We start from the raw sequence: 23778 nt of genomic DNA on the forward strand, positions 1-23778 counted from the left end.
CGCCATGTGCGCTACGTGTGGTCATTGATGCGCACAAAGCAACACCGCGACGCCCCTGGTGGCTCTACCGATGCCTGGCCACGTTGCCTAACCTGCAGGCTGACGTAGCACAGCAAACACTCGCGATGCCACGACCCACCAGCATCAAGTCAACGCGGATCTGCTTGCCTTCCTGAAGGTCTGATCGGCGCCAGGCGTTGCGCCGGCGGCATGCTGACCGAGGTCATGCCGCCGGTGATGCCCCGCCGGTTGAATACAGCGGGACGCCGAGTTCGGAGGCGATGCGTGCCAGTTTCTCCGGATTGCGCTGGACCCGCACGCGGACGATGCGATCGCCATCCGTTTCGACCGTCTGCACCGACTCCAGCGCATCATGGATATAGCGCAGCACGCTGAGCTCGCCATTGATCGAGGCCAGGTCGATACGCAGTGCGCTCTTGAAGCGCAGATTGGACGCATAGAACAGCTGGGCGATGCGCTGGCCGCCAAGCAGCGGCCGGGGGAAACTGGTTTCGATACCGCCGCCGTCGCCGATCAGTTCGGCCTGGTCGGCCAGCATCGCCTTCAGCAGCTTGAACTGTCCCAGCGACAGCGCCTGTGCGAAGCGCTCCACGATGCGACCGTGCGCCTCGGGCGACACGGCGTACTTGGGCTCGCCGTCGCGTAGTTGGGATTTGGCCCGGTGCACGATCTGCCGAGCGGCGGCTTCGTTCTTGCCGATCGTTTCGGCGATATCGGCGTAGCCCACGTCAAAGATCTCGTGCAGCAGAAAAGCCGCGCGCGCCTCCGGCGAAAGACGCTCGAGCATCGACAGCAGCGCCACGGATACATCGCCGTGACGCTCATGGATCTGTTCGGGCGTGGCCGGGCCATCGGTCAGGATCGGCTCGGGCAGCCAGAGGCCGACATAGTGCTCGCGGCGGGCCTTCAGGCTGCGCAGCCGATCGATCGCCACGCGCGTGGTGGCGGTCACCAGCCATGCTTCAACGTTGTTGACGGCCGCCTGGTCGGTGCCGTGCCAACGCAGCCAGACATCCTGGACGGCGTCTTCGGCGTCCGCCACCGAGCCGAGCATGCTGTATGCAATCGCCTGCAGGCGGGGTCGAAGGCGATAGAAGATGGCATTGGCGTCGTTCACAGCAATGAGATGCCAAGCGGGTCCGGGTGATGTGGTGAACCTGCGTCGCGACGCCGTGAAAGTTTCCGGCGATCGTGACTGACCACCAGTATGCCGCAATTCGTCTGCGCCAAGCATCGGACTTCTGTCATAGCCTGCGGCGGGACGGAGCGTGCGACCTAGCGTGCGAGTGTTTTCCATATCTGGCATGCAACGAGGCGCGCGAGGGCGTGGCGCTCGGTCACGCGCGAACACGGAGCATTGATGATGGCGTCGATATCATCGGGGGCTTGTCGATGCAAATACGGGCGCGCGATGAGTGGAGGGCCAACTGAGTGTCGCTGGTTCCCGCAGGGAAACACGGCGAGCCCTTCCAGCCAACTACCGCGCAGCCGCCGCGCCAGGCAAGATGCACGCGCCGATGGCGCATACGAAAAGGTTCGGGATCAGCCATGTCACAAACCAAGCGAATTCTGCTGCAGACGACCATTCCCTACACTGCCGACGACTGGCATATCGGTCGCTTCAGCCTGCTGCATGAGTATCTCGCCGGCTTGCGTGGCGACGATGGGACACCACTGTTCGATGTCAGCGCGCGCGATCGCGATGCGGTTGGCAAGCCAGATAGCGTGCTGTCGCAACTGGACACGTCGGACATCGATGAGCTGTGGCTATTCGCCGTCGACACGGGCGATGGCCTGACCTCCGACGACTGCGAAGCGATCGGGCGCTTCCGCCAGCGCGGCGGCGGCATGCTGGTGGCGCGCGACCATATGGATCTGGGTAGTTCGGTATGCACGCTGGGCGGCGTGGGTGCGGCGCACTTCTTCCATTCGAAGAACCAGGATCCCGATCCGTCGCGCCATCAGATCGACGACACCGTCACCACCAGCATTTCCTGGCCCAACTATCACTCCGGCTCGAACGGCGACTTCCAGACCATTGAGCCGAGTACGCCAGTCCATCCGGTACTGGCCGACCCGCAGTCGCCGACCGGGACGATTCGCTACTTTCCTGCGCATCCCCATGAGGGTGCGGTGGGCAAGCCTGCGCACGACGAGTCGGCACGTGTCATTGCGACCGGGCGTAGCGCCGTGAGTGGACGATCCTTCAATCTGGCGGTGGCCTTTGAGCCGTCGGCGCAGGGTGGACCGGCCCTGGCGCAATCGACCTTCCATCACTTTGCCGACTATAACTGGGATCCCTCGAAAGGCTCGCCCAGCTTCGTCAGCGAGCCACCCGGCAGTGGCCTGGCGCATTCTATCGACGCGCAGCGATCGATCAGGCAGTACGTGAGGAACCTCGCCCTTTGGCTGGCTGGGCGCATGCCTTAGCCGCCTGTCGATCGGATGTGCGGTTGACACGCCCTTGCCGCTGCCGAGTTGCGTGCGAGCGAGGACGTGCCAACGCATTCAGGCATGCGTGCGAGAGGCAGACACGCAGCAGAACCTCAACCCGTCGCGCCTTGCTTGGCATAGATCGACTGGGCAAACCAAGTCTTGAAATCTTGCTTACCCAGCCGCGCGCCGTCGCCCGGCAGCAAGGTGCCCGGCTCGAGCACGGCACCGAAATAAGGTGCCTTGGGATCGGCGATGACCTTGCGCGTATCGCCGATCGCGGTGAGGAAGCGCTGCACCCACTCCGCCATCGGCGCCTTGTCAGGGCCGCCAATTTCCACGATGCCATTGGCCGGGGCGGCGAGCACCACATCGGTGACGGCATCGGCGACGTCATCGGAAGCAATCGGCTGCATCAACCCGCTGGAGATATGCAGCTCCTGTCCCTGGCCGCCATCGCCGGCGATGCCGTTGAGGAACTCGAAAAACTGCGTCGAGTGGATGATGGTGTACGGCACGCCGGCGGCGCGTATCCCTGCTTCCTGGGCTACCTTGGCGCGAATGTAGCCGCTGGTGGCAAAGGCAGGACGCCCGGTACCCACCACCGACAAGGCCACGTGATACTTCACGCCAGCCTTTTTCTCGGCGGCGGCGAGGTTGCGTTGGGAGGTCTGGAAAAAGTCCATCACCGCCTTCTCCTCGAACGAGGACGAGTTGGTCAGATCCACCACCACGTCCGTGCCTGCCATGGCCTGGTCCAGGCCTTCGCCGGTGAGCGCATTGACGCCCGTGGATGGCGCCGCGGGCAGCACCTCGTGGCCGTGCTTGCGCAGACGCTCGACGACCTTGCTGCCGATCAGTCCGGTACCACCGAGTACGACGACTTTCATGGGAAACCTCCAGTTTGCGATAACGCCAAAGGCGCGTCTGAGTTGATGTCTGGCGTGGCCCTGGGGACTTGGTGAACGTCGATTGCCTGTCGAAGCAGCTGCGAATGTGGCTATCGTCTGCCTGCGTCCCGGCGTGTACCCGGTGGTCGTGCGGGCGATGCAGCCATCGACGGCGGACATCAGACAACGGATCGACAGCGATACACCAACACACGCGAAGCTGCCGTCGTCGATCATGCGTGCAGCGTCTCCACCACCAAGGCAAGGCCGCCTTTCCCGATAGACGTTACGCTGACGCCTCCTGTGACAACATCAATAAACTGGTGCGTATAAGGCAACACCGCGAGCCCGCCAAAGGAACTACTGGCAGCGTTGCGGAGAATCTAGGCTGGGCTCTTCACGTTTTGGAGCGCGAGCGGATATCTCGGTCGATCTGAGGAAGCACTGCTCGCCGCGCCGACGGACACTTCGACGCCCGATCTCACCGAGCGGGCCATTCAAGAGGAAATCCCCATGCGCATGTTCAAGACCTTAGGCCTGCTGTGCCTGCTCGCTTGCCCCGTGGTCGTCACACCGGCCTTCGCCCAGAGTGCTCCTTCGGCGCCGCAGGCGCAGGTCGCGGACCTGATGACCAAGGCCCTCAAGGACTATCAGGGCAAGGAAGGCAAGATGATCCTCGTCACTTACCCGCCGGGTTCGGTGGATCCCGTCCATCGCCACTACGCCCACGCTTTTGTGTACGTGCTCGAAGGCTCCATCGTGATGAGCTTGAACGGCGGCAAGGAAGTGACGCTGGGGCCGGGCCAGACCTTTTACGAAGGTCCGGACGACAAGCACACGGTGGGCCGCAACGCCAGCAATACCCAGCCGGCCAAGTTCGTGGTGTTTCTGCTGAAGGACCAGAACAAGCCGATCCTCACGCCGGTGCAGTGAGTTCCCGCAGGGCTGAAGGGCTGATCGCGCCGCTCAATGCGTCTCGCCCAGCCCCAGCCGACCGGCCTGCGCCACGGCTTCGCCGCGCGAGCGTGCGTCGAGTTTGCGCAGCACGGCGGACACATGGTGCTCGACGGTTTTCTCCGATCGCGCGATGCGTCCGGCGATTTCGGTGTTGGACAGGCCCTGGGTGAGCAGGTCGAGTATCTGCAGTTCGCGCAGGGTGAGTCCGGCGGGATTGGCCGCGGTGCTGGCGCGCGGTCCGCGTGCGATGCCGCGCATGCCGGCGCGGCACAGCCATTCGCGGCAACGGCGGAGGCTGGCGGAGGCCTTGAGTGCTTCGAGCGTGGCCAGGCCTTCGGCGATGCCATGCTCGTCGCCTTCGAGCAAGGCCAGCGCGCGCTCGTACGGACAGCCCATGCCTTGCCAGGCCATGGCCGCCTGCTGCCATTGGCCATCGCGCTGCCATGCATAGGTGGCTTCGATCTCGCCCGTGCTTGCGCTGTCCAGGCCCATCCATCGACGCCAGAACAGCAGTTCGCTCAAGGCGCGCGGATCACCCAACTCTTCAGCCAGCCGGATGGTCTCGCGCACGAAAGGGTCGTCGCCGCTCTCGTCGCCCGCCAGCCACGCAGCTTCAGAGCGCGCCGCTGCCACGGGCGCGAGGCGCTGCAATTCGCCGGTGGCCCACGCCAGCTCGGTCACTTCGTCGAGCGCGGCGGCAGCGCCGGGGTCGCCACGGCGCAGGCGAATGCGTGCGAGCACGGTAAGTGCGGGAATGCGCGTCACCGGTGTCACGTCGCAGCGCGTCAGCAGTTGACTGGCCAGCTGGCCGGCCCCATCCCAGCGACCCAACTCGAAATCCACGCGTGTCTGCAAGGCCACCACGTATTGCGACCATGAATCGAGATCGCGATCGGAGAAGTACACCGCGGCCTGGCTGATATACCACTGCGCCTCGGGATAGTTGCGCGTGGTGACCGAGCTGCTGGTGAGGTTGGCATAGGCGCGGGCGACGTGTTCGCCATAGCCATGCTCAGTGGCGATGGCCAGGCTGCGCTTGAGCATCTCCCTGCCATCGGCATGGCCGTGCACGGCGCGCGCGGTGCCGACATTGTTCAAGGCATGCGCCAGCACTTCCGTATTGCCTTGCTGCTCGGCCATCTCGATCGCGCGCTTGCCCCAGGCCACCGCTTCGGCGGTGCGGTGCGACAGCATGCGCATCTGTGATCGGTTGCTGAAGGCCCACGCCAGTTCCTCGTCGGCATGAATGGACTCCAGCAACTGCGCGGCGCGATTGCCGTAGACCTCAGCTTCGCCATTGCGCCCGGCAAACCAATACATGCGCGACAGCCAGCGCAACAGGTGGCCTTCCTGGCGGTCGTTGCCAAGCTTCCGCCAGATCGCCAGCGCGGCCTGGTTGGAATCGATCGCGCAATCGATCTGACTGGTGAGATAGCACTGATAGGCGTGCCGCTCGAGCAGGTCGGCGCGTTCCTCGTCGGGCAGCCCGCCGGCGTGCGCCAGCGCCTTGCCGTAGAGCCAGGCTGCATCGCAATGCGCACCATGCGCGGCGGCGGTGTCGGCGGCCTTGGGTGCGTACTTCATCACCGCCGCGCAGTCGCCCGCGCCGGCGGCGTGATGCACCAGGCGCGCCAGGGCCACGCCATCGCCCAGCGTTTCCAGATGATGCAGCAGGCGCGCATGCAGCGCCGTCGCCACCGGCGCCGGCAGCGCCTGTTCCATCGAGATGCGCGCCAGTTCGTGACGCCAGGCATAGCTGCCGCCTTCGGCCACCAGCAGTCCGGACGCGAGCGCGGCGGCCACGACCTCGCCGCTGGGTGCGAGCAAGGCATCGACCAGTGGGATTTCGATGCGCGCCGGCACGATGGCGGCCAGATCGAGCAGCTCGCGCACGGCTGGCGACTGCCGTCCTGCGCGTGCCAGCACGGCGTCGCGCACGGAAGCGGGCAGGCCTTCCGCCGACAAGGCTTCGGTGACAAAGAACGGATTGCCGGCGGTGGCGGCGAACAAGCCTTCGGAGGGATGACCCGTGCGCTGCGCCATGTCGACCACGGCCGCCTCCGATAGCGGCAGCAGCGGCACGCGCACGGCGATCTCGGTGGGCAGGTCGCCGCATAGCAGGCGCAGCGGATGGCGTGCGTCGAGTTCGTCGTCGCGATAGGTAAGCACCAACAACGCGCGCACCCGATCGATGCGCCGCGCCAGGTACTTCACCAGGTCCAGCGTGGCGGCATCGGCCCAGTGCAGGTCCTCAAGCACCACCAGACTGGTGCCGTCCAGTTCCTGCAGATCGCTGAGCACCGAGGCGAACAGCTCGGCGCGGCGGCCCTCGCGGCCGAGCAGATTTCGCGTCTTGCTGGTGAAGGCATCGGCGATGTCATAGAACGGCCCGAGCGGGCGGGGCGAAAACAGCGCTTCGCAGCCGCCGATCAGCACACGCCCATCGCTGTGGGCCGAAGCCAGGCATCGCGCGAGCGATGTCTTGCCGATGCCTGCTTCGCCATACACCAGTGCGGTGCGGCCCGAGCCTTGTCGCGCGAGTTCGAGAGCATCCCGAAGCCGCTGCAGGGCGTAGTCACGCTCGACCAGTTCCAAACTGCCATCCTCAACGCTGGATCAACGTTCGCACCGACCGGGGGAAGATCGGGCGAAACCTGCGTGGCGACGTGCCGTCAGAGGAAATAGCGGAACGGACGCCACGGTGCTCTATAAACCGTACGGGTCGCCGATGCACGACTGGCTCCCGCCATACTCAAATAGAAATAGGGGTTGAGTACGGAGATTTCGGTGATCTGATCTACAGGCAGCTCGTTGCGACGGGCCACCTGGCGTATCGCCTCGGGCGTGGGAGCATCGTAGACGCAAAAGGTGCGGGTCTTGTCCTCGCTGACGTAGGAGTGCAGCCAGGTCACGCCTTCCTGGGCGTTGGTGTTGACGATCTCGACGCACTTGGCGGCGCCGCTGGTGTTGGTGGGCAGGGAAAGGCCATTGGGGAAATAACGTTCGACGATATAGCGCGGCATGACAGTCTCCTCGTAGGAATCGCGGCTTGGGCTCAAGCGGCGATCACAGGCTACGAGTCGGCATGCGCTGCAACATCGGGAGTTTCCCCCAAATTGCACGGAGCCTTCCCTCATTTTGCGCGACCGGTGCGATCGCGGGTGTTTCATGGACGCAACGCTTCAGTGATTCGATGGTCGCAATGCGATCTGCGACGTGTGAGCTAAACGCAGTCGGCGCGAATGTGCCGAGTACGCCTTTTGGTCGATGCTGTTTCCATCGAATTCGCTGTCACGACACAGGGAAACGTGGCGATCAAGCCGCGTTCCGCGCAGCGAATTCAACGCCGTTTCGCCACGTCCTCCGCGCTCAGCGTGCCCTGTTGTCCACCGAAGTGACTGACCACATAGTTCGACAACGCGGCGATCTCGGCATCGGAATACGCGCGACCAAACGAAGGCATGAAGACTTCCTGGCCGCCGACGTGGAGCGATGAGCCGTTGAGGATGATCTGGGTGAGATTGGTGGCATGCGGATCGCGCACCGAACGCAGGCCGGTGAGCATCGCGTAGTTGGTCTGGCGTCCCTGGCCGCTCTCCAAATGGCAGCCTGCGCACGCGCCGACAAACAGTTGCTCGCCCGGACTCGCGCTTGCAGTGGTAGCGGTGGGCGCCGCAGCTGCCGCTGCTGGCGCCGCGCTGCCTTGTTGCGGTTTCACCTCGCGCAAATAGGCGACCAGCGAGGCAAGATCCGAAGGCGTCAGGTATTGCAGGCTGTAGCCGACGACTTCACCCATGGGGCCCGAAGCGGTGCCGCGACCTGCCGCGTGTCCCTTGGAGAAGTAATCGATCAGTTCCTGATCGCTCCACGCACCGATGCCATGCTCTTTGTCCGAGGTGATGTTGTAGGCCCGCCAGCCCTCCAGCTCGGCACCGGCCAGCGCCTTGCCGCTCTTCATGGCGAAACCGTGGTTGCGCGGTGTGTGGCATTCGCCGCAATGGCCCAACGCGGTGGCGAGATACGCGCCGCGATTGAACGCTTCGGTCTTGCCCTGCTCGGGCTGAAAGCGCTCCTTCTTGAGAAACGCCGCATTCCACAGGCTCAAGGTCCAGCGCTGGTTGAACGGGAACGACAGCTCATTGGGCCGCGCCGGCGCATGCACCGCCGGCAGGCTGGCGAGGTAAGTGCGGATGGCGACGATGTCGTCACGGCTCAGCGCCGTGTACGAGGTATAGGGGAACGCGGGATACAGCGGCTGCCCTTTGTTGTCGACGCCGGCATGCAAGGCGCGCACGAACTCGTCGTCGGTCCAGTCACCGATCCCGGTCTCTTTGTCCGCCGTGATGTTGGATGAATAGATGGTGCCGAACGGCAGCTTGAACGCCACGCCGCCGGCAAACGGCTGGCCGCCCGGTGCGGTATGGCAGGCTTCGCAATCGGCGGCGCGCGTGAGGTATTCGCCGCGCGCCATGGTGGTGGGGAGATCCACCGGCACGCCCGCTCCCACCGGCTGCGTGGCCTGCTCGTTGCCGCCATGGGTGACCGTGATCAGTGCGTATGCCGTGAACACGATGGCGATCAGCACGACGACGCCGACGATGGTTCCGATGATGCGTCCGATCTTCATGTGAATATCCCCGTCTGCCCGGCGACGCCATCCGGCGTGGATGAAGCAGGATTCGCTGCCGACAGCACCGACTTGAGTGCGTTCTTGTCCTGCACCAGCGCCGAACGGTCGATCGGCAAGCTGCGCAGGCGCACGCCCGTCGCCGCGAAGATCGCGTTGGCCAGGCTGGGCATGGCCATCACCGTGCCGGTTTCACCGATGCCGCCCGGCGTTTCCTTGCTCGGCATCAGATACACCTCGATCGGCGGTGTCTGATTGAGGCGAAGCACGCGATAGTCGTTGAAGTTGCGTTGCACCACGGCGCCGTCCTTCAAGGTAATGCCGCTGTACATCGCGCCACTCCAGCCGAAGATCACGCCGCCCTCGATTTGCGCTACGACGGTGTTGGGGTTGATCACGGTGCCGCAGTCGACCACGGCCACCGCGCGCTTCAGGATCACTTCGCCCTGCGGTGATACTTCGACATCAGTGATCACGCACAGATAGCTGCCAAACGGTGCGGCCAGCGCGATGCCGCGGCCATGGCGTGCGGGCACGCTTTCGCGTCCCCAGCCGGACTTCTCGGCGGCCAGCTCCAGCACGGCCTTGGCGCGCGGGTTGTCGGCCAGGATCTCGCGCCGGTACGCCATCGGGTCCTTGCCTGCCGCATGCGCCAGCTCGTCGACAAAACTTTCCACCACGAACACATTGTGGGTCGGCCCGACGCCGCGCCACCAGCCGATCGGTATGCCGTTGGGCATGTCGTGGCGGACCCAGTCCACGCGCATATTGGGGATCTGATAGGGAAGCTCGGCGGCGCATTCCACCAGGTCGGAATCCAGGCCGTTCTTGCCCATCGCACCGGGAGCGAACGTCGCCAGGATCGACGGGCCGGTGGTGCGATCCGTCCACGCGATCGGGTGCCCTTTGTCGTCAAGCGTTGCAGAGATGCGATCGTAGTAGGCGGGGCGATAGCGATCCTGCGTAATGTCTTCTTCGCGCGTCCAGATGATCTTGACCGGATAGTCCACCGCGCGCGCAACCGCCACTGCCTGGCCCACGGAGTCTTCGAACAGGCGCCGGCCGAAGCCGCCGCCCATGTACTGGTTGTGGACCTGGATGCTTTCGGCGGGCAGGCCGGTGACTTTCATCGCCACATCGACACAGCGCGCCGGCACCTGCGTGCCGACCCAGATATCGCAGCCATCGGGGCGCACGTGCACGGTGGTGTTGATCGGCTCCATCGTGGCGTGCGCCAATAGCGGCAGTTGATAGGTCGCGGAAATCAGCTTGCCCTGGACCTTGTCCACCTGACCCACTTCGCGCCCCATGATGGGCGTGCCGTGCTCGGACGCGTCGGCAAGATCCTTGTACAGCTGCTCCGTGCTGTAACCCGCGCCGGCGCCCTTGTTCCAATGGATGGTGAGCGCTTCCAGCCCTTTCTTGGCCGCCCAGAAATGTTCGCCGATCACGGCAACGGCGTTGTCCAGCTTCACCACCTTGAGTACGCCCGGTATCGCCAGCGCACGCGTCTCGTCCACCGACGCCAGCGTGCCGCCGAACGTCGGGCATGCCTGCACGGTCGCGACCTTCATGCCGGGCACGCGGATGTCGATGCCGAACGGCAGCGTGCCGTCGACCTTGGCCGGCGTGTCCACGCGGCGCAGCGGTTTGCCGATCAGCTGGAAGTCCTTCGGATCCTTCAGGGTCGGCTTGGCGGGTGGAGTCACCTTGGCGGCTTCGTTGGCCAGCTCGCCGTAGCGCAGCGTGCGTCCGCTCGCCGTGTGCGTGACCACGCCGCGTGCGGCCGTGCACTGCGACGGATCCACTTTCCAGCGTTGCGCCGCGGCGGTCACCAGCATGGCTCGCGCGGCGGCGCCGGCATCGCGCAAGGTGGTCCAGCAGAAGCGGATGGTAGTGGAGCCACCGGTCGCCTGATCGCCCAGCAAGGGATTGGAGTACAGCTTGCGATTGGGCGGTGCATGCTCGACCGTGATCTGGTCGAGGCCGACATCAAGTTCTTCGGCGAGCAAGGTGGCTTGCCCGGTGTATGCACCCTGGCCCATTTCGATGCAAGGCATCACCAGCTGCACGCTGCCGTCGGTGTTCACGCGCACAAACGCATTCGGCGCAAACTGCGGGTGATCCGCATCCAGGCGCGCGCCTTGTGTATATCCCCACACCCGACTGGCGCCGCCCAGCCACATGAAGGCCACCACCAGTCCGCCACGCTTGATCAGCTCGCGGCGTTGCGGGTTCGGCAACTCCAACTGGTTATCTACACGTAGCGTCATGGCGAACTCTCGGCAGTGAGCAGCGAACGGAGTGGTCGAACTCAGGCAATCGTTTGCGGCAGCGTCAGCTGCCCGGTGGCCGCCTGTTTGATCGCGGCGCGGATGCGAACATAGGTGCCGCATCGGCAAATATTGCCGGACATCGCCGCATCGATATCCGCATCGGTGGGCGTGGGCTTTGCCGCCAGCAATGCGGCGGCCGACATGATCTGCCCGGTCTGGCAATAGCCGCATTGCGCCACTTCGATGCCCAGCCACGCCTGTTGCACGCGCTTGCCCAGGTCGGTGGCGTTGAGTCCTTCGATGGTGGTGATCTTCTTGCCCACGGCACCGGTCACCGGCAGCACACAGGAGCGCACGGCCTGGCCATCCAGGTGCACGGTGCAGGCGCCGCATTGCGCCATGCCGCAGCCGAACTTGGTGCCATTGAGTCCCAGCACGTCACGCAATACCCACAGCAGCGGCATGTCCTCAGGTACGTCGACCTGGGTGTCCTGGCCGTTGATGGAAAGGACGATCATCGGGCTCTCCTTGACGAGACGGGGTCACCGTATTCGGGCAACGCGCTGGACCAGAGGCGGTGACAAGGTCACGCGGCGCTTGGATCGAGGCGATGTTCCTCCCGCCGAACGAAAGAACAAGTGAAGGGAGGGCCTGCGATCAGCCGCCACTGCTCGGGTATCGGACGGCGGCATTGACGCAGCATCGACACGCCCCGATGCTGACTTCACGCCATGAATGTCGCCCAGGAATTCGACTCGCTCTACCGCGCCGCCAAGGCGCTGACGCTCGATCGGGGCAGGGGCGAGGCCGCCCTGGTCACCATCACCCGCACGCGCGGTTCCACTTTCCGTCGCGCCGGGGCAAGCATGCTGGTGCACCGCGACGGCAGCATGGTCTGCGAGCTCTCGGGCGGCTGCCCGCAGCGGGATATCGTGCTGCGCGCGCAACACGCGATGGAGTGCGCCGAGGGCGCGCTGGTCGCCTACGGGCGCGACAGCAACTACGACGTGATGATCGAAACCGGCTGCGGCGGCGAGCTGGAAGTGCTGATCGAGCCGTGGCACGAAGCGGAGGATCTGCAGTTTCTCGATGCCATCGCGGCGCTGCACGCGCGGCGCACGCCCGGCGTCATGGCTTCGCTGTTCGCGGTGGATGGCGGCGCCATCGGCCGTCGGCCCATGCGGCTGGTGCAGGGCAGCGGCAGCCTGTGGACCAACATCGGGCAGGCGGCACTCAAGCAACAGGTTCTTGCGAACCTGCCGATGCAGGCGATCCCTACAGGCGGCGCCATCACGCAGCAGATGGACAACCAAGGCCAGCGTTACGACGCACTGCTGGAAACCCTGCGGCCGCCGCATGCGCTATTAATCGTGGGTGATAGCGCTGGTGCCAACCTGCTTGCCCAGCTCGGTCATCAGCTCGGCTGGCGCACCACGGTGGTGAGTACGCGCGAATCCGCCGAGCGGGCAACCGATGGCGTGCAGCGTGTCTACAAGACGCCGGTGGCCCTGCTGTCGGATGTGCTGCTGGATTCGCAGACCTCGGTGGTGGTCATGACCCACCGGCTGGAACTCGACCTGGCCTATGTCGCTCCCCTGCTGGCAACGCCGGTGCGCTACATCGGCGTGATCGGCTCGCGGCAGCGCGCGGATCAGGTGCGCGCGGCCTTCCCGCATGCCGACGATCGGCTGCATGTACCGGCCGGACTCGACATCGGCTCGGAGACGCCCCAGGAAATCGCGCTGGCCATTGCCGCGGAGATTCTCGCCCTGCGCCATGGTCGCAGCGGCGACTCGCTGGTGCATACGCAGACGTCCATCCATCCGTGACCGCGCTGCCGTTGCAGGTGGCAACCTTGATCCTCGCAGCCGGCGAAGCCCGTCGCTATGGCAGTCCAAAGCAACTGCTATCCATCGACGGCGAACCGATGGTCAGACGCATCGCCAGCAATGCGCTGGCGGCCGGACTGCGCCCGGTCATGGTGGTGGTCGGTTCTGGAGCGCAGCGAGTGCGCGAATGCCTCGATCTGCTGGACGTCCATACCGTGGAAAATATCCATTGGGCCAGCGGCATGGGCAGCTCGATCGCAGCCGGCGTCAAGGCGCTGATGATGCAACCGACAAGTTGGCAATCACTGATGGTGATGCTCGCCGACCAGCCTGCGATCCGCGTCGAGGATCTCGCGCGCATGCTTGCCAGGCATGCGCAATCGCCGCAACGCATCCTCGCCTGCCAGCATGGGGGTCGCTTCGGCCCGCCATGCATTTTTCCGTGGAGCCGTGCGAGCGAGCTTGCAGCGCTGGATGGCGCGAGTGGTGCGCACGTGCTGTTGCAGAGGCACGCAGCAACAGTCGATGGCTTCGACCTGGCAGCGGCGTTCTTCGATATCGATACGCCTGAGGACTACGCTGCGTGGCTGGCGCATCGAGGTGTGACTTCGATGGACGAATCCGGCTGACGCTGCGAGTGTGACTTCAGGCAGCGTGCTGGCGCGCGCTGCGCGGCGGCATGCCGGTCCAGCGCTTGAAGGCGCGACGGAACTCGCGCGGATCACTGAAGCCGATTTCCAGGCCGATTTCCGCCACGCTGAGCGAACCGCCATGCAGCAGTTCCAGCGCGCGTTCGGCGCGCACGCGGTCGTGGATTTCACGGAACACGCGGCCGCCTTCGGCCAGCCGGCGGCGCAGCGAGCGTTCGCTCATATTGAGCATGCGCGCCACATCCGGCAGCCGCGGCTGATGGCGCAGGTGGCTGCGCAACAGACGCTCCACCGACGCGACCACTTCCTGTTGCGGCCCTTCGATATCGTGCTGCTGCGTGCACAACGCCAGCGCCTGCTGCGCCGTCAGCGGATTGTGCGAGGGCAGCGGATGCTCCAGCCACTGCGCCGCGATCACCACGCGATTGTGGCGCGCGCCAAACAGCAGCTCGCACTGGAAGAAGTCCGCATAGTCCTGCACGTGCGCCGGGCGCGGATAGGTCAGCTCCAGTCGCAACGGACGGAACCCGGGACCGGCCAGCTCGCGCGCGATCGCCAGCGAGCTGGCAAACAACTCCTCGCACAGGAACGGCAGCAGCGGCGCGTCGTTGAAGCGCGGCCACACCGCCAGCGCCACCTCGCGCGGACTCACCACTTCGAAACTCACGTCGACCAGGCTGCCGCTCACGCGATGGTGCGCGATGCCCACCTTCATGGCGTCGCCGAAAGTGGCCGAGGTCATCATGGCCAGACCGAGCAGGCCAAAGCTGCCCAGCGTTTCTCCCCGACCCACCGCCAGGCCCAGGCCGGGCTCGCCGGTGGCCTGCAACGCGCGGCGGATCACCGAATGCGCCTGCCGATAGGAGACGCGCAAGGTGGGATCGTTCAATTGCTCGCGGGTCAGCCCCGAGCCGGCGAACCAGCCGTCACAGCGCTGCCCACGCGACAGGGCGAGCTGGGTCAGGTGCACCAGGATGTTCGGCGGCGTTTCGGCCACGGTAAAGCGTGCGTCGGCGCTCAGCGGCGCCGCAGCGGCTTCATCGGTGACCTGGCTGACGACAGCGGACGTCATGAAACGTGGCTCCCACCCCTGAGAGCGCCGGATGATCCGGCGTGATCGCTTGATCTATATCATGGCCTCGCCGCCAGCGCCTTATGCAATGCACAAGGCCGGCGCCGCCGCAGCCCAGGGAGAACGCCGATGAACACGCTTTTGCTCGCCTGCCGTCGCGCCGCCTGGCTGGCCCTGCTGCCGCTGGCCGCCTGCGCCCCGGTGCAGACGCCGGTCGCCAAGGTGTCGCCCGCCAGCGCCCGTTCCGTGGCCGCCTCGCTGCAGACGGCCGAGCTGCTGCCGGCCGCGCCCAAGGCCGGCACGCCGCGCTACGAGGCCGACCGCCAGATCTTCCTCGCCACCCGCAAGCTGCAGGACTCGCCGCGCTGGCTGCTGGCGCAGCAGGACGTGGATTACGCCACGCCCAAGCTGCTGGCCGATTTCAGCTGCGCCATGGGCGTGCCGCTGGACGCCGCGCAGATGCCCAAGCTGACCGCCCTGGTGGATGCCACCAGCAATGCGGCGGATGCCTCCACCGCGCCGGCCAAAAAGGCCAACCAGCGCCAGCGCCCGTTCCTGATCGACCAGGGCGCGACCTGTCAGTCCACCGTGCAGCTGGCGCACAGCTTCGACTATCCCTCCGGCCACGCCACCCGTGGTTGGGCCGTGGGGCTGGTGCTGGCCGAGCTGGCGCCTGATCGCGCGACCGACCTGCTGCTGCGGTCGCGCTCCTACGGGGACAGCCGTGTCGTCTGCGGCGTGCACAATCTCAGCGCGATCGAGGCCGGGGCGATGAACGGCGCCGCCGTCGTGGCCGTGCTGCACGCATCGCCCGCGTTCCAATCCAGCCTTGCCGATGCCAGGCTGGAATTGGACGCCTACCGCGTGGCCAATCCCGGCGCGACCAGCCCGCAGTGTTCCGCGCTGAAGGCCTTGATCGAGCCCACGCCATACTGAGTACGTCTGAGACGGCGTAAGCTGCCTGCCTGGATCGCTGCGACATGCCACGGAGACGGGTGCATGGATCAGGAGACTTCCTCGACGTTCGATGTGCTGATCATCGGTGCCGGCCTGTCCGGCATCGGCATGGCGTGCCATCTGGCGATGGAACATCCGCAGCTGCGCGTGGCGCTGATCGAACGGCGTGCGGCGATGGGCGGCACCTGGGATCTGTTCCGCTATCCCGGCGTGCGCTCGGACTCGGACATGTTCACGTTCGGCTACGCGTTTCGCCCCTGGCATGCGCTGGATGTGATGGCCGACGGCGACGCCATCCGCCACTACGTGATCGACACGGCACGCGAATACGGCGTGGACGGGAAGATCCACTACGGCCTGAAAGTGCTCACTTCATCGTGGTCGAGCGCACAACGACGGTGGCGCGTGCAGGTGCTCGACGAGGCGCGCGGCGAAACACGTGATTTCAGTGCTCGCTTCCTGATCGTCTGCACCGGCTACTACAACTACGACCGCGGCTACCTGCCGGTGTTTCCCGGCATCGATCGCTACCAGGGCCAGTGCGTGCATCCACAGCAGTGGCCGCCCGGGCTGGACTATCGCGGCAAGCGCGTGGTGGTGATCGGCAGCGGCGCCACCGCGGTGACGCTGGTGCCGGCGATGGCTGGCGATGCCGCGCACGTGACGATGGTGCAGCGCTCGCCCAGCTACATTTTGTCGTTGCCGAGCTACGACAAGATCTCCGCGGTGATGCAGCGCGTGCTGCCCAAGTCGCTGGTGTTTCGCATGGCGCGACGGCGCAATATTTTCCTCACGCGCTTCATCTACAAGGCGGCGCGGCGCTGGCCGGACAAAGTACGCGCCTTCCTCATCGGCGGCGTGCGGCGCAAGTTGGGCGAGGGCGCCGACATGCGGCACTTCACGCCTGCGTACGAACCGTGGGACCAGCGTTTGTGCATCGTGCCGGACGGCGATCTATTTGCGGCGATCAAGAGCGGCAAGGCATCCGTCGTCACCGACTGCATCGCCAGGTTCACCGAGCGCGGCATCCAGCTGACATCCGGTGACGAGCTCGATGCCGATATCGTCATCACCGCCACCGGCCTCAGCATGCAGACGCTGGGCGGCATGAACCTCGAAGTGGATGGGCAGCCGCGCGTGATGGGCGAACTGATCACCTACAAGAGCGTGCTGCTGCAGGACACGCCCAACTTCGCCTACATCTTCGGCTACAGCAATGCGGCGTGGACGCTCAAGGCAGATCTGGCCGCCAAATACGTCTGCCGCCTGCTCGCCCATATGCGCGAATCGGGCATCGAAGTGGTGACGCCGCGTGCGCCAGACGATGAGCGCCAGGCCGAATCGATCCTGGGGGCGCTAACCTCGGGTTACGTGCAGCGCGGTGCGCCGGTATTGCCCAAGCAGGGACGCTCGCTGCCGTGGCGTGTGTTGAACAACTATGAGCGCGATTGCGAGATGTTGCTGAAGCAACCGGTGGCGGATGAGGCGCTTGAGATGGTGACGGCACGCTAGCTTGTTGTGGGAGCGCACCCTGTGCGCGACAACCTCACGAAGCGATACCGACACGTCGCCGCAGTCGCGCACAGGGTGCGCTCCCACAGAGGAAGACCGATTGAAGAACTACGAGCGCGATTGCGAGATCTTGCTCAAGCAGCCGGTGGCGGATGGGGCGTTGGAGATGGTGACGGCACGCTAGCTTGTTGTGGGAGCGCACCCTGTGCGCGACAACCTCACGAAGCGATACCGACACGTCGCCGCAGTCGCGCACAGGGTGCGCTCCCACAGAGGAAGACCGATTGAACAACTACGAGCGCGATTGCGAGATGTTGCTAAGGCAGCCGGTGGCGGATGAGGCGCCGGAAATCGCGACGGTGCGGTAGCTTGTTGTGGGAGCGCACCCTGTGCGCGACAACCTCACGGAGCGATATCGACACGGCGCCGCAGTCGCGCACAGGGTGCGCTCCCACAGAGGAAGACCGATTGAACAACTATGAGCGCGATTGCGAGATGTTGCTCAGGCAGCCGGTGGCGGATGAGGCGCTGGAAATCGTGACGGTGCGATAGCTTCTTGTGGGAGCGCACCCTGTGCGCGACAACCTCACGGAGCGATACCGACATGGCGCCGCAGTCGCGCACAGGGTGCGCTCCCACAAGGGAGGACCCGGCGCGTCAGGGGTGCTGCGATGCCTTCTTCCACTGCATCACCCACCCCGTGAGATCGGCAAACTGCTTGTCCTGCCCCTCGCGCATCGACATGCCCACCGCCGCGCCAGCCACGCGGCCGGACGGATCGATCAGCATCAGCGTCGGATAGATGCTGACACCCAACGTGTCGATCAACGATTGGCCGTCGTGCAATACCGGCCAGGTCAAACCACGATCGGCGACGAACTTGCGAGCGGTGTCGACATCGTCGAACGTGATCGCGACAAAATTCATGTCGCCGTTCGCGTGTGCATAGGCATTGAGCACCGGCACTTCAGCGATGCAGGGCGCGCAGTCGGCGAAAAAGAAACTCACCAGGGTATAGCGGCCACGCAAGTCGCTGAGCCGCTGCGTATCGCCCTTCAGCGACGGCAGCTCGAACGGCGGGAACGCATTGCCACGCCCAAACGAGAAACGGCCCGCTCCCGTGGTGGCGCCCGGCGGACGCAGGCGCAGCATCGCGGCGTTGGCCTTGCTGTCGAGGGTGCTGCTGTAACTGCGGCCCTGGCCGAGCTGCTGTGCGAACGCGGCGTAGCCCAGCGGCTTGCCGGCCGCGTCGAGGTAATGGACGTCGGGTGAGGGACCCAGCTGCAGGCTGGCGACGAAAGCGGATTCATCGTTCTGCGCGTCCGCTGCGTGCAGCGGACAGAACATGAGAGCGAAGGTGAACAGACCAAACAGTCGCCAAGCATGCCGCATGCGGGCTCCCTTCGAACGTTCGGGCCGGCGCAGTGGCGCCGGCCCGTGCCGTGCTTACTCGCCGATGGTGAGCAGCGAGGCGTTGCCGCCAGCGGCGGTGGTGTTGATGGTGAGCGTGCGCTCGCCGGCAAAACGCAGCAGGTAGTGCGGGCCGCCCGCCTTCGGGCCGGTGCCCGACAGGCCTTCGCCGCCGAACGGCTGCACGCCGACCACCGCACCGATCTGGTTGCGGTTGACGTAGCAGTTGCCCACGCGTGCACGACTCTGGATGAACTCCACCGTGTCGTCGATGCGGCTGTGGATGCCCAACGTCAGGCCGTAACCGGTGGCGTTGATCTGGTCCACCACCTTCGGCAGTTCGTCGGCCTTCCAGCGGATCACATGCAGCACCGGGCCGAAGATTTCGCGGGTCAGCGTGGCCAGGCTCGGGATTTCGTAGGCACGCGGCGCGAAGAACGTGCCGTTGCCAGTGGTGGCCGGATCGAGCGCCACTTCGCCGATCTTCTTCGCTTCCTTGTCCATGCGTGCGGCATGGTCGACCAGGATCTTCTTGGCGTCCTCGTCGATCACCGGACCCACGTCGGTCGACAGCTGGCCCGGATCGCCCACCTTCAACTCAGCCATCGCGCCAGCGAGCATCGCATTGACCTTGTCGGCGACGTCTTCCTGCACGAACAGTACGCGGGCGGCCGAGCAACGCTGGCCGGCGGACTGGAACGCCGAGGAGATGACGTCCTTGACGATCTGCTCCGGCAGCGCGGACGAGTCGGCGATCATGGCGTTCTGGCCGCCGGTTTCGGCGATCAGCGCAGCGATCGGTGCATTGCGCGCGGCGAGCGCGCGGTTGATTGCCCAGGCGGTCTCGGTCGAACCGGTGAAGGCCACGCCGGCCACGCGCGGATCGCGCGTCAGCGCGGCGCCGACGGTGGCGCCGTCGCCCGGCAGGTACTGCAGCACCTCGGCAGGCACGCCGGCGTCATGCAGCAGCTTCACCGCGACATAGCCGATCAGGCTGGTCTGCTCGGCGGGCTTGGCGATCACGCTGTTGCCGGCGGCGAGCGCGGCGCTGACCTGGCCCAGGAAGATCGCCAGCGGGAAGTTCCACGGGCTGATGCAGACGAACACGCCGCGGCCGTTCAAGAACAATTGATTGCTCTCGCCGGTGGGGCCGGGCAACTGTTCCGGATGGCCAAACAGGCGGCGCGCCATGGTCGCGTAGTAACGCAGGAAGTCGGCGGCCTCGCGAATTTCGGCGATGGCGTCGGGCAGGCTCTTGCCCGCCTCGCGCACGCACAGCGCGATGAACTCGCCGCGGCGCGCTTCGAGCTGCTCGGCGGCGTGCTCGAGGATCGCCGCGCGGCTGGCGGCCGGCAGACGATCCCACGCGTGATGCGCGCTCACCGCATTGGCCAGCGCCTTGTCGACGGTGGCGCTGTCGGCGGTGACATAGCTGCCCACGGTCTGGCGACGGTCGGCGGGATTGGTCACCTGCACGGTGGCGCCGGTGCTCTTGGCACCCGGCACCAGCGGCTCGGCGTTCCACGGACCGCTCTTGCTCTGGATCGCCTCGGCGAGGGCCTTCAGTTCGTTGTCGTTGGAGAAATTGACGCCCATGGAATTCTTCCGCAGTTCACCGTAGAGATTCACCGGCAGGGGGATGCGCGGGTGAGGAATGGAGGCAAAGGAGCGCACGGTCTCGCACGGATCGGCGACCAGTTCGCGCACCGGCAGCGTTTCGTCGACCACGCGGTTGACGAAGCTGGTGTTGGCGCCGTTTTCGAGCAGGCGGCGCACCAGGTAAGGCAGCAGGTCTTCATGCGTGCCCACCGGCGCGTACACACGGCACGGCACGTTGAGATTCTGCTTGCCGATCACTTCGGCGTAGAGGTCCGTGCCCATGCCGTGCAGGCGCTGGTTCTCGTACGGACGACCCTGCGAGAGGTGATACACGGCGGCGATGGTGTGCGCGTTGTGCGTGGCGAACTGCGGGTAGATCAGTGCCGCGCCCGCATCGAACAGCTTGCGCGCGCACGCGAGGTACGACACGTCGGTGTTCGGCTTGCGCGTATACACCGGATAACCGGCGAGGCCGTTTTCCTGCGCGCGCTTCACTTCCGCGTCCCAGTACGCGCCCTTGACCAGGCGCACGTACCAGCGGCGGCCGCTGGCGCGCGCGGTTTCGATCAGCCAGTCGATCACGAACGGCGTGCGCTTGGCATAGGCCTGCACCACGATGCCCAGGCCGTTCCAACCTTCCAGCGACGGATGCGCGAATACGTCGCCGAGGATGTCGAGCGACAGTTCAAGGCGATCGGCTTCTTCAGCGTCCACCGAGAGCGCAATGCCGTTCTTCATCGCCAGCTGCGACAGCTCAAGCAGCTTGGCGGTGAGGTCGCGGCGCGCGATCTCGCGCTTGGCCACTTCGTAGCGCGGATGCAGCGCGGACAGCTTCACCGAGATCGACGGCGCATCGGTGTGATTGGCAAACGGACCGCGCGAGCCGATCGCGGCAATCGCGTTGCGGTAATCCTGCTGGTAGCGCTCGGCGGTTTCGCTGGTGAGCGCGGACTCGCCCAACATGTCGTAGGAGTAGCGATAGACCGCGTATTCCTTCTGCGCACAACGGTCCAGCGCATCGCCGATGGTCTGTCCCATCACAAACTGGTGGCCCATGATGCGCATGGCCTGGCGCACCGCCAGGCGGATCGCCGGCTCGCCCGCGCGGCCGACCAGACGACGCAGCGCGCCGGTGAAATCGTGGCGCGTCTCTTCCGACAGCGTGACCAGCTTGCCGGTGAGCATCAGGCCCCAGGTGGAGACGTTGACGAACAACGACTCGCTCTGGCCCAGGTGCTTCTTCCAGTTCGCATCGCCCAGCTTGTCGCGGATCAGCTTGTCGGCGGTGGTCTTGTCCGGGATGCGCAGCAGCGCTTCGGCCACGCACATCAGCAGCACGCCTTCTTCCGACGACAGGTCGTACTGGCGCATGAAGGATTCGACGGCGCTCTGGTCCTTGGCGCGGGCGCGCACCCGGCTCACCAGTTCGGCGGCCAGGTCGATCACCTTTTCGCGCTCGACCGGCGGCAAGGTGGCCTGGGCCAGCAGGTCGTTGACCGCTTCGGTCTCGTCGCGCAGCCAGTTGGCGGTGATGCGTGCGCGTGCCGGCTCGACAGCGGTCGGCAATTCGGGGCTGAGAATAGGTTGTGTCACAGGGTTTTAGCCGAAACGTGATGGGGCGGGGAATCGCGGGATTGTACGCGTGGGGGCATACGCACGCGACCGTACGTGGTGCTGCGGTGCGGTAGGCGGGCGCTGACACCTTATATATGGGCGGGAATGGCGGTTGGGTAGTAGGCCGGGGGCAAGGAGTGAGGTCGTGAAGACCGGCCGCCGGGCCTGCCGTACGGTCGTGCGACCGATGGGATCTCAGGCGAGGCGTGTGGCAAACCGTCGCACCCGGTGCGCGGCGTCGGGTCGCCGGTGCGGACGCCGTCGTCGCGTCGCCTCTATCCCCATGACAATCCACGCAAACGCGCTGAGATCAAGCTGACGCAATGATCAGCTCGCACATCCTTGCGCATTCATCCCTGCTTCAAATCAAGCACATGCGTCATTCTTGCTCCCCGACGCGGTCGCGGCCTATCATGCTTGGGTTCCAGGCACGCCGGGTTCTCATGATCGTGCTTCGACCAGCAGCAGCCGGCTTGCCGTGCGCAACGATGTGGCTCAAGCCCAATCGTGCACTGAGCCGACGCGACCTGCGTCGATTGATCGGAGTTCTGGCGGCGCTGGCGCTGACGACGGCCGTGTTGGGAGCATGGCAGGGGAATGTCTTCGCTCCTTTGTTTGCACTGGTCGAGTCTTCCGCGGTGGCTTTCGCCCTTGGCGTAGCCTGGCGGGCCGGCGACCGCAGCGAACGCATCACCCTCGACGAATCGTCGCTGGAGGTGCAATTCCTGCCAGGTCGTCGCAGTGCGCGCTTTCCCAGCTATTGGGTGCGTGTGCAACTGCGGTCCGGCCAGGGGAGGGCGCGTCTGCTGCTGACGTCGCACGGACGCGAGCTGGAAATCGGCAGTTTTCTCGGGGAAGAGGAACGCGCCGAGCTGTCAAGGAAACTCATGGTGTTGCTGGCGGAGCTCAACCAACAGCAGCGCAGGTAGGTTCAACAAAGGTGCAAACATGACATCTGGCGGCATCAAGCCTGGCAGCATCAAGCGAGCGGTAGCGGCAAGCGCACTCTTCGCTCTAACCATGTTCGGCGGCGTGGCCTCGGCCAATCCGCAGCCAGGGCAGTTGAACATGACCCGCGGCGCGTCGACCTGGTCGCCCGAGGCCTACTTCCTCAACAATGTCGCGCTCGGCGTCTGCGTCGTGATCGGCATTCTGGTGTTCGGCGCGATGTTCATCGCGATGTTCCGCTTCCGCAAATCGCGCGGCGCGGTCGCCGAAAAGTGGTCGCACAACACGACGCTTGAAATCGTGTGGACCACCATCCCCGTGATCATCCTCATCGTGCTGGCCTATCTCGCCACGGGCGGCCTGCGCACCTTCGCCGACACCACCGGTTCGGAGATGACCGTCAAGGTCACCGGTTACCAGTGGAAGTGGCGCTACGACTATGTCGAGTACAAGGGCAAGGCGATCGACAAGGTCGGCTTCATGTCCAAGCTCGATCGCGAGAGCGACGAGACGCGCCAGCTGCATTCGGGCCTGGATCCGAACGCGGTGAAGGTCGACGGTTACAACACCTACCTGATCAACGTGGACAAGCCGCTGGTGGTACCGGTGGGCACCAAGATCCGCTTCGTGATCACCGCCGGCGATGTGATCCACTCCTGGTGGGTGCCGGCGCTGGGCTGGAAGATGGACGCCATCCCGGGCATCGTCAACGCCGCCTGGACCAATATCGTCGAGCCGGGCGTGTATCGCGGCCAGTGCGCCGAACTGTGCGGCCAGGATCACGGCTTCATGCCGATCGTGGTGCAGGCCTTGCCGAAGGCCGAATTCGACAAGTGGCTGGCCGATCAGCAGGCCGAGGCGAACAAGCCGCAGCAGCCGGCGCAGCCTGCCGCTCCGGCGGCGGCCTCCACCGCTGCCGCGCCCGCCACGGCGCAGGCAACCGACGCACCTGCTTCCCAGGGCCACCAGGGCTAATCGCCCAT

The 23778-nt window shown here is 65.4% G+C and carries 18 protein-coding genes; 8 read left to right on the plus strand and 10 right to left on the minus strand.

Features of this window, described 5'->3' with window-relative positions; translation table 11 throughout:
• Window positions 1-223 precede the first annotated feature (223 nt).
• The gene (locus Y882_RS09060; RefSeq protein ID WP_211259155.1) at window positions 224-1138 is read right to left on the minus strand and encodes an RNA polymerase sigma-70 factor; all 915 of its coding nucleotides are present in this window, start codon (window positions 1136-1138) and stop codon (window positions 224-226) included.
• Window positions 1139-1569: 431 nt separating this feature from the next.
• Here Y882_RS09060 and Y882_RS09065 point away from each other — a divergent pair, with 431 nt between their 5' ends.
• Window positions 1570-2451 carry a hypothetical protein gene (locus Y882_RS09065; protein WP_046971569.1) on the plus strand — a complete coding sequence of 294 codons (882 nt, stop codon included), beginning with the start codon at window positions 1570-1572 and terminating at the stop codon, window positions 2449-2451.
• A gap of 116 nt (window positions 2452-2567) precedes the next feature.
• Here Y882_RS09065 and Y882_RS09070 read toward each other — a convergent pair whose 3' ends face one another.
• Complete coding sequence (locus Y882_RS09070; RefSeq protein ID WP_046971570.1) at window positions 2568-3344, minus strand: SDR family oxidoreductase; 777 nt, start codon at window positions 3342-3344, stop codon at window positions 2568-2570.
• A gap of 519 nt (window positions 3345-3863) precedes the next feature.
• Here Y882_RS09070 and Y882_RS09075 point away from each other — a divergent pair.
• Window positions 3864-4277: a cupin domain-containing protein gene (locus Y882_RS09075; protein WP_244466307.1), complete on the plus strand. Its 414-nt coding sequence runs from the start codon at window positions 3864-3866 to the stop codon at window positions 4275-4277.
• Window positions 4278-4310: 33 nt separating this feature from the next.
• Here Y882_RS09075 and Y882_RS09080 read toward each other — a convergent pair whose 3' ends face one another.
• From Y882_RS09080 to Y882_RS09100, 5 genes are all read right to left on the minus strand, one after another.
• Entirely contained in the window at window positions 4311-6896 is a 2586-nt protein-coding gene (locus tag Y882_RS09080; protein ID WP_046971572.1) for an ATP-binding protein, read from the minus strand.
• A gap of 77 nt (window positions 6897-6973) precedes the next feature.
• Window positions 6974-7324 (minus strand): DUF4242 domain-containing protein, encoded by a 351-nt coding sequence (locus tag Y882_RS09085; RefSeq protein WP_082121033.1) that lies wholly within the window; start codon window positions 7322-7324, stop codon window positions 6974-6976.
• 317 nt (window positions 7325-7641) lie between these two features.
• Window positions 7642-8928: a c-type cytochrome gene (locus tag Y882_RS09090; protein ID WP_046971573.1), complete on the minus strand. Its 1287-nt coding sequence runs from the start codon at window positions 8926-8928 to the stop codon at window positions 7642-7644.
• On the minus strand, window positions 8925-11201 hold the full coding sequence (locus tag Y882_RS09095) for a xanthine dehydrogenase family protein molybdopterin-binding subunit (RefSeq protein WP_046971574.1): 2277 nt from the start codon (window positions 11199-11201) through the stop codon (window positions 8925-8927). Before Y882_RS09095 ends, Y882_RS09090 begins: the two co-directional genes overlap by 4 nt.
• A 41-nt stretch (window positions 11202-11242) precedes the next feature.
• Window positions 11243-11722 carry a (2Fe-2S)-binding protein gene (locus Y882_RS09100; RefSeq protein ID WP_046971575.1) on the minus strand — a complete coding sequence of 160 codons (480 nt, stop codon included), beginning with the start codon at window positions 11720-11722 and terminating at the stop codon, window positions 11243-11245.
• Between the two features lie 213 nt (window positions 11723-11935).
• On the opposite strand from Y882_RS09100, the gene Y882_RS09105 reads away from it, so the two are divergent.
• Window positions 11936-13033: an XdhC family protein gene (locus tag Y882_RS09105; RefSeq protein ID WP_046971576.1), complete on the plus strand. Its 1098-nt coding sequence runs from the start codon at window positions 11936-11938 to the stop codon at window positions 13031-13033.
• Between the two features lie 26 nt (window positions 13034-13059).
• On the plus strand, window positions 13060-13662 hold the full coding sequence (locus tag Y882_RS09110; protein ID WP_162207407.1) for a nucleotidyltransferase family protein: 603 nt from the start codon (window positions 13060-13062) through the stop codon (window positions 13660-13662).
• Between the two features lie 16 nt (window positions 13663-13678).
• Here the strand turns inward: Y882_RS09110 and Y882_RS09115 are convergent, their stop codons facing one another.
• Entirely contained in the window at window positions 13679-14755 is a 1077-nt protein-coding gene (locus tag Y882_RS09115; protein WP_046971578.1) for an AraC family transcriptional regulator, read from the minus strand.
• Between the two features lie 129 nt (window positions 14756-14884).
• Between Y882_RS09115 and Y882_RS09120 the strand changes: the two genes are divergently transcribed.
• A complete protein-coding gene (locus tag Y882_RS09120; protein ID WP_052949837.1) occupies window positions 14885-15691 on the plus strand; it encodes an acid phosphatase in 807 nt (268 codons plus the stop codon).
• Window positions 15692-15754: 63 nt separating this feature from the next.
• Window positions 15755-17224 carry a flavin-containing monooxygenase gene (locus Y882_RS09125; protein ID WP_046971579.1) on the plus strand — a complete coding sequence of 490 codons (1470 nt, stop codon included), beginning with the start codon at window positions 15755-15757 and terminating at the stop codon, window positions 17222-17224.
• A 657-nt stretch (window positions 17225-17881) separates the two neighbouring features.
• Here Y882_RS09125 and Y882_RS18850 read toward each other — a convergent pair.
• Both Y882_RS18850 and putA read right to left on the minus strand, forming a co-directional pair.
• On the minus strand, window positions 17882-18616 hold the full coding sequence (locus Y882_RS18850) for a TlpA family protein disulfide reductase (protein WP_052949839.1): 735 nt from the start codon (window positions 18614-18616) through the stop codon (window positions 17882-17884).
• A gap of 54 nt (window positions 18617-18670) precedes the next feature.
• The gene (gene putA, locus Y882_RS09135) at window positions 18671-21826 is read right to left on the minus strand and encodes a bifunctional proline dehydrogenase/L-glutamate gamma-semialdehyde dehydrogenase PutA (RefSeq protein WP_046971580.1); all 3156 of its coding nucleotides are present in this window, start codon (window positions 21824-21826) and stop codon (window positions 18671-18673) included.
• A 509-nt stretch (window positions 21827-22335) separates the two neighbouring features.
• On the opposite strand from putA, the gene Y882_RS09140 reads away from it, so the two are divergent.
• The gene (locus Y882_RS09140; RefSeq protein ID WP_046971581.1) at window positions 22336-22776 is read left to right on the plus strand and encodes a DUF2244 domain-containing protein; all 441 of its coding nucleotides are present in this window, start codon (window positions 22336-22338) and stop codon (window positions 22774-22776) included.
• A gap of 19 nt (window positions 22777-22795) precedes the next feature.
• Window positions 22796-23770: a cytochrome c oxidase subunit II gene (gene coxB, locus Y882_RS09145; RefSeq protein ID WP_046971582.1), complete on the plus strand. Its 975-nt coding sequence runs from the start codon at window positions 22796-22798 to the stop codon at window positions 23768-23770.
• Window positions 23771-23778 lie beyond the last annotated feature (8 nt).

The organism is Dyella japonica DSM 16301, from assembly GCF_001010355.1.
GTDB lineage: Bacteria > Pseudomonadota > Gammaproteobacteria > Xanthomonadales > Rhodanobacteraceae > Dyella > Dyella japonica.